The sequence below is a fragment of the Streptomyces sp. CA-181903 genome (assembly GCF_050937075.1).
In the GTDB taxonomy this organism is placed as follows: Bacteria; Actinomycetota; Actinomycetes; order Streptomycetales; family Streptomycetaceae; genus Streptomyces.
In genome coordinates this window covers 6944350-6957235 of record NZ_JBNJLY010000001.1, presented here as the reverse complement: position 1 = coordinate 6957235, position 12886 = coordinate 6944350, and the positions used below count along the sequence as shown (strand labels likewise).

5 protein-coding genes and 1 pseudogene are annotated in these 12886 nt (G+C 72.7%); 2 read left to right on the top strand and 4 right to left on the bottom strand.

Annotated elements, in window-relative coordinates:
* Positions 1-7 precede the first annotated feature (7 nt).
* Positions 8-780 (bottom strand): annotated as a pseudogene (locus ACQEVS_RS30815) (polyketide synthase); the annotation flags it as partial.
* A gap of 961 nt (positions 781-1741) precedes the next feature.
* On the opposite strand from ACQEVS_RS30815, the gene ACQEVS_RS30810 reads away from it, so the two are divergent.
* The gene (locus tag ACQEVS_RS30810; protein WP_433026145.1) at positions 1742-2935 is read left to right on the top strand and encodes an aminotransferase class I/II-fold pyridoxal phosphate-dependent enzyme; all 1194 of its coding nucleotides are present in this window, start codon (positions 1742-1744) and stop codon (positions 2933-2935) included.
* A 24-nt stretch (positions 2936-2959) separates the two neighbouring features.
* Here ACQEVS_RS30810 and ACQEVS_RS30805 read toward each other — a convergent pair whose 3' ends face one another.
* From ACQEVS_RS30805 to ACQEVS_RS30795, 3 genes are read right to left on the bottom strand one after another with little or no spacing between them, the layout of a single operon-like run.
* A complete protein-coding gene (locus ACQEVS_RS30805; protein ID WP_433026142.1) occupies positions 2960-5443 on the bottom strand; it encodes an SDR family NAD(P)-dependent oxidoreductase in 2484 nt (827 codons plus the stop codon).
* On the bottom strand, positions 5428-5907 hold the full coding sequence (locus ACQEVS_RS30800; protein ID WP_433026139.1) for a hypothetical protein: 480 nt from the start codon (positions 5905-5907) through the stop codon (positions 5428-5430). The genes ACQEVS_RS30805 and ACQEVS_RS30800 overlap by 16 nt, the downstream gene beginning before the upstream one ends.
* Positions 5811-10403 (bottom strand): beta-ketoacyl synthase N-terminal-like domain-containing protein, encoded by a 4593-nt coding sequence (locus ACQEVS_RS30795; RefSeq protein WP_433026136.1) that lies wholly within the window; start codon positions 10401-10403, stop codon positions 5811-5813. The genes ACQEVS_RS30800 and ACQEVS_RS30795 overlap by 97 nt, the downstream gene beginning before the upstream one ends.
* Positions 10404-10760: 357 nt before the next feature.
* Between ACQEVS_RS30795 and ACQEVS_RS30790 the strand changes: the two genes are divergently transcribed.
* Positions 10761-12866 carry an MMPL family transporter gene (locus ACQEVS_RS30790; RefSeq protein WP_433026133.1) on the top strand — a complete coding sequence of 702 codons (2106 nt, stop codon included), beginning with the start codon at positions 10761-10763 and terminating at the stop codon, positions 12864-12866.
* Positions 12867-12886: the final 20 nt, after the last annotated feature.

The window sequence follows — 12886 nt, the reverse complement described above, 5'->3', positions numbered from 1 at the left end:
AGCCGTCCGCCCCGCGGAGAACGACGCGCACCGGCCCTTCGGCGAGAGCATGGTCGCCCGCGAGAACCCCACGAACGCCAGCGGGTTGACGAGCACGTTCACCCCGCCCGCGAGCGCCGCCCGGCAGCATCCGGACCGCAGGGTCTCGCACGCCTGGTGCACCGCCACCAGCGACGAGGAACAGGCGGTGTCCACCGCCATGCTCGGGCCCCGCAGGTCGAAGACGAGGGAGACGCGGTTGGCGGTGAGCGACAGCGCGCTGCCGCTCATCGTGTGCCCGCTGATCTGCTCCGGATGCGTCATCTGCATGCTGCCGTAGGACATGTCCGACACCCCGACGAACACCGCCGTGTCGGAGCCGGCGAGCACGGCCGGGTCGACGGCCGCGTCGTCGAAGGCTTCCGCGGTCAGCTCCAGCAGCAGCCGCTGCTGCGGGTCCATCCGCTTCGCCTCACTGGGCGAGATCCGGAAGTACGCCGGGTCGAATCCCGCGATGTCCGTGAGGTAACCGCCGGCGAACGTGTAGCTCCGGCCGAGCCGTTCGGGGTCCGGATCCCACAACCGCCGCGGGTCGAAGCGCCCTTCCGGCGGCAGCGGACTGATCAGATCCCGCCCCTCGATCAGCGCGTCCCACAGACCGGCCGGCCCGTCGACACCGCCCGGCAGCCGGCAAGCGGCGCCCACGACGGCGATTGCGTTGTCGGACAGGGAAAACCGTGCGTCGTTCTCCGCCACTTGCGCCCTCCCGGCAGCAATGGGATACGCCCGTGGGCATTCCATGCCCGAAAGGTGATATCCATACGCTCGTCCGCTTTACCCCACATGGGCTAATCGCGGTTCACAGGTTCAACTTGACGAATCCCGGCAGGATTCGGGGGTGCAGCGAGCCCACGAAAGGAGCGATGGCGGACCGTTGTGACGTCACGCGAGGAGAGAGGGGCAGGGGAACAGCGGGACAGACGGCCGCCGGGCTGTCCCCTCCCGCCGAGAGAAGGAAATCCGTGCGGATGCCTACGCCGCTGAGGAGAGGAAAGCGGAAGGTGCCGCCGCGCGTCAGCAGGGGGCGGGCAGGCGGACGCATGTCGGAGACGCGCTGAACCGGGCGATCACCACCTGTCCGTGCGGTGCCGCTCCCTCACGGGACAGCAGTCACCACCCCCGGCCCCGCGCCACACCCTCGACTACCTCGCGACGCTCCCGACCGCGCTGCCACGTACCGGTAGCCGGGCGCGCTCGGCGCCGGGTCGAGGGAACGACGGGCGGCGCGCACCGATCACCGGGCTTCCGATCCCTCCCGCGGACCGGCGTCTGCGCCCGACGGCTCGTCACCGGGGTGGAAGGTGTGCACCACTCGATCTCGGACGAGGAGCCATCAGGCGCGGAGGGCTCGCAGCGCGGAACGCCAGGGCGCCACTCGGCGGGAGGGGAATCGGCCTGCGGTGGCGTGCGGCCGGAGATCTGCGAACAGGTGCACCGCGCAGGGGGGTCCGCCGCCAGGGCTGGTGCTGGTGACAGCCCGGCGCGGGGGCGGCCGACAGCGGCGTACCGCTCGTTCTGCGGGTTTGAGCAGCCGGCTCGGCCCCCCAGCCACTGGGTTTTCGACAAGGTTTCCCACAAGCCCCGTCAGTGGAAGGCCATTCTGCACCCACCGAATCGTCGGCTTCCCCCGGCCATGGCCACCAGTGCCATTGGGTAGCCATGACCGGAGACGTCAGCGCATGGCTTGAGGTGGGGAGAGCCGATGGGTCTGTACGACAAGTGTCGGACGTACGCCGCGGCACTGAGAGACCTCCGGCACTCGGAACTTTACCCCTACGCCGTCACCGTGGAGGGTTATGTCGGCGAGCAGGTCCTTGTCGAGGGGGAGCCCCGGATCATGCTGGGGGGCAACAACTACCTGGGCCTGGCCCGCGATCCGCGGGTCGTGGAGGCCGCGGCCGTAGCCCTTCGGGAGTTCGGCGCGTCTCTGACGGGCAGCAGGATGCTCCATAGCCTGCCTCTGCACGCCGCTCTGGAGCGCGAGGTGGCCGCCTTCGTGGGCAAGCCGGCCGCCGTCGTCTTCCCTACCGGTTACCAGGCCAACGTCGGCGCGCTGAGCAGCATGTGCGGCCCCCGTGACGCCGTGATCGTCGACGAGTACGTGCACGCTTCCCTGCTCGACGGCGCCCGGCTGTCAGGGGCGCGGTTCCGGTCGTTCCGGCACAACGACCCGCAGGACCTCGCACGCACCCTTCAGGACGAACGCTCCCTCCAGAGCGGCGACCTCCTGGTCGTCGTCGACGGCGTGTACAGCATGGAAGGGGATGTCGCCGCGCTTGCGGAGATCGTGTCCGCGGCCCGCTGTCACGGGGCCGCCGTGCTGGTCGACGACGCGCACGGTTTCGGCGTTCTCGGACCCGGCGGGCGGGGCACCTGCGCCGATCAGGAGGCCGGCGCGGACGTGGGTCTGATCACCGTGACGTTCAGCAAGTCTCTCGCCTCCGTGGGGGGCGCGGTACTGGGGGACACCGAGGTGATCGAGTACATTCGGCATCACGCCAGGGCGCAGATCTTCAGCGCGGCCCAGACGCCCGCCGACGCGGCGGCCGCGCTCACGGCCCTGCGGATCGCCCGTGCCGAACCCTGGCGCGGTGAACGGGCGATCGCCCAGGCCCGGCGGCTGGCCCGGGGGCTCACCGGCATGGGGTATCACGCCGGCGACGGGTGCTCGCCGATCGTGCCGGTGCGCCTGAGCGACGAGCGGCAGGTGTTCACCGCGTGGCGTGCGCTCCTGGACGGCGGCGTCTACACCAACCCGATCATCCCGCCTGCGGGGGCGCCGCGGCTCCGGCTGAGTTGCTCCGCCGCGCACCCGGACGAGGACGTCGACCAGGCGCTGCGGGTGTTCGGCCGGACGCTCGGTGACATCGCGGCCGCGTCTGTCCCTGGATGCTGACCGCCCGCCCGGGCGCCGGTCCCCTCATCGGGTGTCCGGCTTGACGCGTCGGACGACCCGCTGGGCGAGGTCGGCGATGCTCCGGCTGTTGACCACCTCCAGCAGCGGAAGGTCGCAGCGGAGGCGGCGGCGGATCGCCGCGGTGAGTTCGGTACCCATGAGCGAGTCCAGCCCCATGTGATCCAGTGGGGAGTTCCGGTTGATCCGGTCGGGGGTGGTCTGGAGGACTTCGGCCACGAGTCCGGTCAGCAGGGTTTCGGCGAGCCGGGCGGCCTTGGCGGTGTCGGGCTCGGCCAGAATGTCGCGCAGCTCCGTGCCGTGCGGACCGTCCGCCTTGGCGTCGCCGGAGACGAGTGCGGCCATGCGGGGGGTGACCATCGTGGGGAAGTCCCGTACGGGACCGTGGAACCCGAAGTCGTCGACGAGCACGGCCACGTCACAGCCGTGGGCGAGCAGGTGGTCGAGCGTGATCATGGCTTGGTCCGAGGTCAGCGTTCCCATGCCGAGGCGTTCCATCGTGGCGACGAGGTCGTTGCGGGCGACGTATCCGGTGTCGGTGAGGGCGGGCCAGGCGACAGCCAGGGCGGGCAGTCCGTCACGGCGCCGCTCCCGTACCAGTGCTTCCAGGAGCAGGTTGCCGCCCACGTAGGCGGACTGGCCGAGATGGCCCACCAGGGCCGACAACGAGGAGTAGACGACGAAGATGTCGAGGTCGCGGCCTCGCGTGAGCCGGTCGAGGAGGAGTCCGGCTTGTGCTTTGGGGGCCAGCACCGCGCGGAAGCGGTCGTCGTCGAGCGCCGTCAGCGGCGCGTCGTCCAGGACCATGGCCGCGTGGATCACGCCGCCGAGCCGTCGGCCTCGGCGATCGATATCGGTGAGGACTTCCGCGACGGCGTCCTCGTGCGTCGCGTCCGCCGCGTGAACGACAGCTTCCGCGCCCTCCTGACGGAGTTCGTCCACCAGCTTGTCCGCCTCGGGGGCCGCCGGCCCGCGCCGGGAGACCAGCGTGAGGTGGCGGGCTCCGCGCCGGGCGAGCCACCGGGCCGTGGTGGCGCCGAGTCCGCTCAGCCCACCGGTGATCAGGTAGGTGGCACGGGGGTCCGGGACGAAGGGGGTGGGCGCCGGTACGACGGCGGGCTGCTCTTCGAGGGAAACCACGATCTTGCCGATGTGCTGGGAACGGTGCAGGCTCCTGAATGCCTCGTCCACCTGGTGTGCCGAGTGGGCGAGGTAGGGCAGCGGCCGGCACTGGCCGGTACGCAACTGCTCGTTCAGTCGTCCCGTGAGCCGGGCTGCCGAGTCCCGTTGGAGGGCCATGGCGTGAATGTCCACGGCGAAGTAGCTCAGGTTCGCCCGGAACGGCCGCAGGAGCATGCGGCGGTTGGCGTGGATGTCCCTCTTGCCGAGTTCGACGAACCGGCCGTACGGGCGCAGGAGTTCCATGCTGCGCGTAGCGGCCTCACCCGCCAGGGAGTTCAGCACGACGTCCACGCCCCGCCCCCGGGTCAACCGCATGACCTGGTCGGCGAAGTCGAGGGAGCGGGAGTCGAGGACGTGCTCGACTCCCAGTGAGCGCAGGAGGTCCCGTTTGGCGGGGGAGCCCGCGGTGGCGAGGACCTCGGCCCCGCACGAGCGGGCGTACCGCAGGGCGGCGAGCCCGACCCCGCCCGCTCCCGCGTGGATCAGAACGCTCTCGCCGGGGCCGAGGCGAGCCAGAGTGCCCAGGGCGTGGGTGACGGTGCCGAAGACGATGGGAAGGGTCGCGGCGCCGGTGAAGCTCATGCCGGGCGGCATGGCGGCAACGGCGCCCGCGTCGACGGCCACATGGGAGGCGAACGCGCCGCTCGCGAGGGCGACGACGCGGTCGCCGGGGGCGAACCCCTCGACATCGGCCCCCACCGCGGCGATCACCCCGGCACAGTCCATGCCCAGGGCCGACTCGCCCGCACTGTCCAAGGTGGCGCCGACGGGCATCATGCCGGTGGCCGCCATGACGTCCGCGTAGTTGAGCGCGACGGCCCGGACCTCGATGAGCACCTGGCCGTGCCCCGGTTCGGGAACGGAGCTCCGGATCCAGGAAAGCCGGTAAGCGGAGCCCGGATCCGTCAGTCGCAGGCGGTAGGCGCGGTCCGCGGTGTCCGGCGGCTGCGGGACGATGTGTCGTCCGGGCAGGACACGGGGGACGAAGCGGCCGTCCGCCGCCAGCAGCACCTCGTCGTCCGCACCTGGGGCGAGCAGTTCACCGACGAGCCGCCGGGCATCCGCCACGGGGTCCGGGGAGCGTTCGAGCGCGAGACGCCGGACGCGCAGCCGAGGGTTCTCGTTCGCCAGCGTGCGGGCGGTCCCCCAAGTCGAGGCGTCGGCGAGGGACAATGCGCCGCTGCCGCCGGGCAGGGCTCCGCTGGGACGGGCGACCAGCCACAGGGTGCACGAGACGGCGGCGGGCAGCCGCTGCGAGGCCGTCGCCACGGCGCGCAGGACCGCCGCGTGGTTCACCGCGTCGTCCACGATGTCGGCCGGGGTCGCCGTCCGTTCTCGGTGTGCCGGCTCCCGAGCAGGAGAACGATGTCGCAGTGACCGCCGCCGGGCAACGTGAGCGTCCACTGGTCGGCGTCGTCGAGCGGGGCCGTGGTGGTCACATCGGCGTAGCCCGCCGCGCCAAGGCTCTCGGCCAGGGCGGTGGCCCGGTCGTCGTCCCGGCAGCCGGCGGCGACGATCCACCGGTGGGCCTGCCCGGCGGCCGGAGCGGGAGGCCGCCAGGGGGCGGAGTGAGCGGTGCGGGCGGTACGGCGGGCCAGCAGCAGGGCCCCGGCGTTGTGGAGTCCCTCCTGTCCGACCAGGTTGACGGCGGGGACGGCGCGGTATCCCTCGGCGTTCAGGAGTTCCGTCCACCGCCGGCGGTCCAGCAGGGGGAGGACACGCGTGTGTCGGTATCGGTGTAGCCCCAGAAACTTTCCAGGAGGCCGAAGCACGGGGCGAGGAACGCCGTGTCGGTCGGCTCCAGGGCGAGCAGGATGCCGTCATCGGTGAGGAGCCGGGCCAGATGGCGCAGCGTCCGGCGTACGTCGGAGGTGACGTGGAGCGATGCCGAAGCCGTGACGAGGTCGTAGCTCGCCCCGTCGAAGCCCTGCTCCAGCGGATCCGTCTCCATGTCCAGACGCCGGTAGTCGACGAAGTCGTAGGCGGAAAGCCGTTGTCGGGCCCGGGGAAAGAACGACGTGGAGACGTCGGTGAAGGTGTAGACGGCCCGTTCCGGCGGCAGGTGCGGCAGCAGCATGGAACTGAGGCTGCCGCTGCCGGCGCCGACTTCGAGAACACGCAGCGGGCGCCCCTCCGGCCACGCGCGTGCCAGTGCCCCGACGAGGCACCGGACGGGTTCCGCGTGGGACCGCATGACCGGATAGATGTCGTAGAACTGGTCGACGAGGTGACGCTGGCGTTCGTCGAAGAGGATCTCGGGTGCGGCGCGCCGACCGCGCAAGACGTCGCCGAGGGCCTGACCGCAGGTGACGTACAGCGTGAGGATCGTCGTTTCGCCGGGGTGGTCACGGGCGATGGCCTGTGCCCAGCGCGCGGGGTCGGGAGAGGCGGCCGGCCGGTAACGGTCGTCCTGCGACCGTGCCAGGACGCCGCGGTCCACCGCCGTGTCCAGGAGGACGTCCAGCAGCCGGGTGTACTGCGGGCGCACTCCCGCGGCGAGGAGGTCGGCGGCCGAGAACGCCGTGGCGTCCGGGAGCAGCTCGCGGACCGCCGCTGCGGTGAAGTGGGCGGAGAGGGTGAGGAAGGCCCTCCGGGACGCCTGGAACGGGTGATCGCGCCACCGCATGCCGATCCGCGCGAGGTCCGCTTCGGCCGCCGTGAGCAGGTGCCGGGGATGCGGTGGGCGGCCGGGTGGCGGCGGCGCGCCCTCGTGCGGGGCCGCACGGAGAACGGTGGTGCAGGGATGGTGTGCCGCGGACTGGTCGCCGCCGTAGCGGCGGAGCCAGACCCCGCGCGCCTCGACGGCTACGCGGCCGTCGGGTCCGGTGACGGTGAAGTCCCAGCAGGCGTCGCGTGTGACGAGCACGCGGGCGCGGACGTGGACGTACCCGCGCGGCGGCGGGGTGTGCCAGGCGCGCACGTTCTCGATCAGAGCGGGCAGCCGGGTCCCCGTGGTCGTGTCCAGGGGCAGTAGGGCCATGCCCGCCTGGAGGGCGCCGTCCAGAAGGGCCGGGTGGGTCTCGTAGCCGGTGTCCGGGTGCGGGTGGTGGTAGGCGGCGAGCACCTCGCCGTCGCCCACATGGGCTTCCTCGATCACCCGGAACGCCGGTCCGTAGGTGAGCCGATGGCGGGCGGCGTGCTCGTACAGCGTGGGACCGTCGATGGTGTGGCGGGTGCGCGCGCGCACGGCGTCGATGTCCAGCGGGGCCGGCGGCGGGGCCAGCAGCCGCCTGGCGCGGCCCCTTGCGTGTACCCGCGCGCTCTGATCCGCGGGGCCGCGGCTGGTGACGCGGACGAGGCCGTCCTCGTCGTCGACCGTCGTCAGCAGGCTCGGGCCGGAAGTCGCTGTGGGCAGGGTGAGGGCGTGCACGATCTCCAGGTCGTGCACTTCGGCGGCTGCTCCCAGGGCGCGTCGGCCGGCGGCACGGGCCATCTCCACGTAGGCCGTCCCCGGCAGTACCGTGATGCCGTCGACCTGATGGTCGTCGAGCCAGGAGAGCACGGACGGGTCCACGGTGGTTTCCCAGCGCGCTTCGGCCGCCGAGATCCGCGTGCCGAGGAGCGGGTGTTCCGCGCGGCCGCTGCCGTGGCCGCGGGACTTGGCGGGCGTCCACCACTCGGGGGCGCCGTTCCAGTGGCGCTCGCGCTGCCAGGGATAGGCCGGGAGGCTGACGACGTTCCCGGGGTGGGGGAAGTGCGTCGACCAGTCGTGTTCCGCGCCGTGGGCGAGGAGGGCGCACACGGCGGTGTCGAGGGCGGCCGGACCGTCGGCGTCCCGCGCCAGGGTGGGAACGACAGCCGAGGGGCGGCCGGAGGAGGCGGTGATGCGTCGGAGGTAGCCGCACAGCACGGGGTGGGGACCGACTTCAAGGAAAATGTCGTGTCCCTGGTCGCTCAGCACGCGGACGGCCTGGTCCCACAGGACCGGCCGGCGGATGTTGTGCCACCAGTAGTGCGCATCCAGCCGGTCGTCGGGTCCGACGGGCCGGCCGGTGACGGTGGAGATCATTGCCACGGAGGCGGGGTTGGTCCCCAGTCCGTCGAGAGCGGCCACCAGGGGCGCCTCCAAGGGGTCCATGCGGCGGCTGTGGAAGGCGTAGGCCAGCGGCAGCCGGGTGACGGGGGTGTGCCGGGCGGTCAGCACGCGTTCGAGGTCGCCCAGGGCCTTCCCGTCGCCGGAAACGGTGACATCGTGCTCACTATTGACGGCGGCAAGCTCCAAGAGCCCGTCGTAGCGGGCCAGTTCCTCCCTGGCCCGCGGCTCCGGCAGACCCACCGCCGCCATGCCGCCGCTGTCGGCGGTGGGCGCCTGGATGCGACTGCGGGCGGCGATCAGCCGGGCCGCCGCCGGCAGATCGAGGATTCCGGCCGTATGGGCCGCCGCGACCTCGCCCACGCTGTGGCCGAGGACCGCCGCCGGCACGACCCCGCGGTGCCGTAGCGCGGCCGTCGCCGCGATCTGGACAGTGAACAGCAGCGGTTGCGCGATCTCCGTCCGCCTCAGCTCGGCCGCCGTGGCAGGCGCGCCGAGCCGCTCCCGCACCGACCAGCCGAGGTGGGGCGACAACAGCGCGTCGCACTCCGCCACCGCGCGCTGGAAGACCTGGTCCTCACGCAGCAGGTCCGCCCCCATGCCGGCCCAGACCGAGCCGTTGCCGGAGAACGCGAAGACGACCCGGCCGTCGGCCACCGCCTTGCCCGTGGCGCCCCTCGGTGCGCGGGTGCCCTCGGCGAGGGCCGCCAGGCGCTCGGCCGCCCGGGCGGGGGACTCGGCGAGGACCGCCGCCCGGTACGGGTGCGGGGTGCGGCGGCGGCACGCGGTGTAGGCGATGTCGTGGAAGCGGTGACCGGGTCGGCCGGTCAGCAGATCGCTCATCCGCCGGGCGGCTTCGGCGAGGGCGGTGGCGGTCTTGGCCGTGACGACGACCGGCAGCGGCCGGCCGTTCGGGGGCGTCTCACGGGGCGGTGGCGGCGGGGGGTCGGCGAGGACGACGTGGGCGTTGGCGCCGCCGAAGCCGAAGGAGTTCACCCCGATGACGGCCCGGCCCCGCTCCGGAAGCGGTTGAGGCGTACGGACGTGGAGAAGCCCCCAGCGGTCGAAGTCGATGGCCGGATGAGGGGGTCCGGTGGGGAGGTCGGGCGGGATGACGCGCTCGCGCAGGACGAGGAGGGCCTTGCAGAGCCCCGCGAGTCCGGAGGCCGGCTCCAGGTGACCGAGGTTCGTCTTCACCGAACCGATGGGCAGCGGATTGCCGTCCTGGCGCAGGCGGCCGAGGGCCTCCCCGATCGCCGCGCACTCGGCGGGGTCACCGGCCGGGGTGCCCGTACCGTGGGCCTCCAGGTAGACGACGTCGTCAGGGTCCACGCCCGCGCGGTCGTACGCCTGCCGGAGCAGGGCGGCCTGAGCCCGTGGGTTGGGCAGGGACAGCCCGTTGGTCCATCCGTCGGCGTTGACGGCGCTGGCCAGGATGACGCCGTGGACGCGGTCGTGGTCCCGCAGGGCCTGGTCGAGCGGTTTCAGCACCACCATGGCGCCGCCCTCGGCCCGTACATAGCCGTCGGCATCGGCGGAGAACGTGTGGCACCGGCCCGTGGGCGAGAGCATCGACGCCTTGGAGAAGCCGATGTAAGGGTGCGGACCGAGCAGGAAGTTGAAGGCGCCGGCCAGGGCGAGCGGGCTGGTGCCCGTCCGCAGGGCCTGGCACGCCTGGTGCACGGCGACCAACGAGGAGGAGCAGGCGGTGTCCACCGCCATGCTGGGCCCGTGGAGGTCGAGGACGTGGGAGACGCGGTTGGCGGTGTTCCCCGGCGACCTGCCCGCCATGGTGTAGGCGGTGATCGACTCCGGGTCGCGGTCCTGCAGTTCGCCGTAGGCCGTGCCCACCGTACCGGTGAAGACCGCCGTGTCGGTGCCGGCCACCCCGCCGAGGGGGATGCCCGCGTCCTCCAGTGCCTCGACGGCGGTCTCCAGCAGCAGCCGCTGCTGAGGATCCATCCGGCTCGCCTCCCGCGGCGAGATGCCGAAGAAGTCCGCGTCGAAGCCCGCGACGTCCGTGAGGAAACCGCCGGCGAAGGTGTAACTCCTGCCGGGCCTGCCGACGTCGGGGTCGTGGAACGACGCGGCGTCGAAACGGTCGGCGGGAGCTTCGGCGATCACCTGCCGACCGGTGCGCAGGGCCGACCACAGGGCATCGGGAGAGTCGATGCCGCCGGGCAGGCGGCACGCGAAACCGACGACGGCGACGCCATACGGCATGTGACGGTCCATCGGCCCCTCCTGGGCGGATCGGCAGTACGCAGGTCTGTCACCACCCGGGGAGGCGCCCCGGACACCTTCACCGTGGCCATGTTCCGAAACCCGCTCCGGGATGAAAAGGGAACATCTGCCGTAGTACCCGTAGGAGTGAAATACCGTTTTTCGGGTTTATTTGGCCTTCCTGGGTGCAGTCAAGGAAGGAAGTCGCCATGACGGGGGCCGGGGGTGGGGATGGCTTCGGAGCCGCGGGCTGCCGGACCACGGGAGCGAGCCGGGCAGTGGTGGGCCTGCCGGAGCGCCGCTCACGGCTCGTGGATCGCGGTCGCCGCGGTGCTGTTCGTCGCGGCGTGCGCCGTTCTGGGTTCCGGGGTGAGCCATCGCCTGTCCCACGGCGGCTGGTTCCCGTCCGACGGGCCGGCGGCCCGCGCCGAGCGGGATCTGGCCGCGGACTTCGGCCGGAACGCGGAACAACTGGCGCTGCTCGTCACGGCGGACGCGCCGGTCGACAGCCCCTCGGTCGCCGCGTACGGCACGGCCCTGGTGGACGAGCTGAAGAAGGCCCGTCACGTAGCCTACGTCTCCTCCCCGTGGACGCCGGACGGGGCACAGCTGCGGTCCGTGCACGGCCGCTCCGCAGTCGTGCTGGTGCGCTTCGACGGCGACGAGCCCACCGTGCGCGCCGCCGGCGCCCGCGCGGTACGCGCGGTGACGGGACGGCGGGGGCCCCTGCGGATCGCGGCCTCCGGAGAGAGCGCCGTCGTGGCGGAGACCGAGCGGCTGGGCGACCGCGACCTGCGGACCGCCGAACTCGTGGCGGCGCCCTTGGCCTTCGCCGTGCTCCTCCTCGCCTTCCGCAGCCTCACCGCCGCGCTGCTGCCCCTGCTCGTCGGTGCCACGGCGGTGGTGGGCGCCATGGCCGGACTGCGGCTGCTGACGTCGCTGACGCACGTCTCGCTCTTCGCGTTGAACATCACCACGGCTCTGGGCTTCGCCCTGGCCGTCGACTACAGCCTGCTGCTGGTCTCCCGCTACCGCGAAGAGAGAGCGGCCGGCGGCTCGGCCCAGCGGGCGATCGGAACGGCCCTGGCCACCGCCGGGCACACGGTCGCGGTGTCCTCCCTCACCGTCTGCCTCTCCCTGGCCGCCCTGCTCCTCGTCCCCCTGCCCATGCTCCGGTCCCTGGCCTACGGGGGCATCCTCGTCACGCTGCTGGCGGCGGGCGCCACCCTCCTCCTGCTGCCCGCCGCACTCGCCGCCCTGGGGGACCGGATCGACCGCTGGGACCCCCTGCGCCGCCTGCGCCGGCACCCTGCCGGCCACCGCCCGCCGGGCGGCCGGCTGTGGCACCGCCTGGCCCGCGTCGTCATGCGGCGACCGGTCGCCACGGCCCTGCCCGTCCTAGCCGTCCTCGCGCTGCTGGCCGTCCCCTTCCTCGACGTGCGGTTCGGCCAGTACGACGACCGCATCCTTCCCCCGTCCTCCCCCGTCGGACAGGCCTCGGCCCGCCTGCGGCAGGACTTCGACCCCGCCGAACGGCTGCCCGCCGCCGTCCTCCTGCGCGGCTTCGACGCGAAGACGGCGCCCGCGCCGCTGGCCGACTACGCCCGGCGGGCGTCACGACTGCCCGGCGTACGACGCGTGGACGCCGCCACCGGCTCCTACCGCCACGGCCACCCGGCCGCACCGCCTCCAGGGCTGCGCCCGGCCTCGTTCGTCTCGCCCCACGGCACCTGGATGGCCGTCGTCCCCTCCGTGGAGCCCCTGTCCGAGGACGGCAGCCGACTGGCGGAACGCCTCCGTCGCCTCCCGGCTCCCGTACCGGCGGAGATCGCCGGATCCGGCGCCCGGCTGGCCGACACCACACAGGCGATCAACCAACGGCTGCCCCTGGTACTGGCGATGATGGGAACGACCATCTTCCTGGTCCTGCTGCTCCTCACCCGCAGCGTCCTCATCCCGCTCAAGGCCCTCGTGCTCAACTCCCTGAGTCTGGCGGTCATGTTCGGCGCCATCGTCTTCGTCTTCCAGCAAGGTCACCTGCGGTGGCTGGTGGGCGAGTTCACCGCCACCGGGATCACCGACGCCGTGATCCCCAGCCTGATGTTCTGCATCGCGTTCGGCCTCTCCATGGACTACGAGATCTTCCTGCTCTCCCGCATCGTCGAAGAACACCGCCGCACGCACGACACCCGGCAGGCGGTGGCCCTGGGACTCGAACACACCGCCGGGGTGTTCACCACCGCGGCTCTGGTGTTCGCGCTGGTCATGGCGGCGCTGGCGACCTCGGGCCTGGTGCTGCTCAAGGTGGTCGGCGTGGGGCTCGCCCTGGCCGTACTGGCCGACGCGACCGTGGTGCGCGGGGTGCTGGTGCCCTCGCTCATGTGCCTGGCGGGCCGCGCCAACTGGTGGCTCCCCACCCCGCCATGGCGTCGGCGCCGCGGGAGGAGGCCACCGGCCGGGACCACCGCTCCCTGACCGGCGCCCGCACGGGCGCG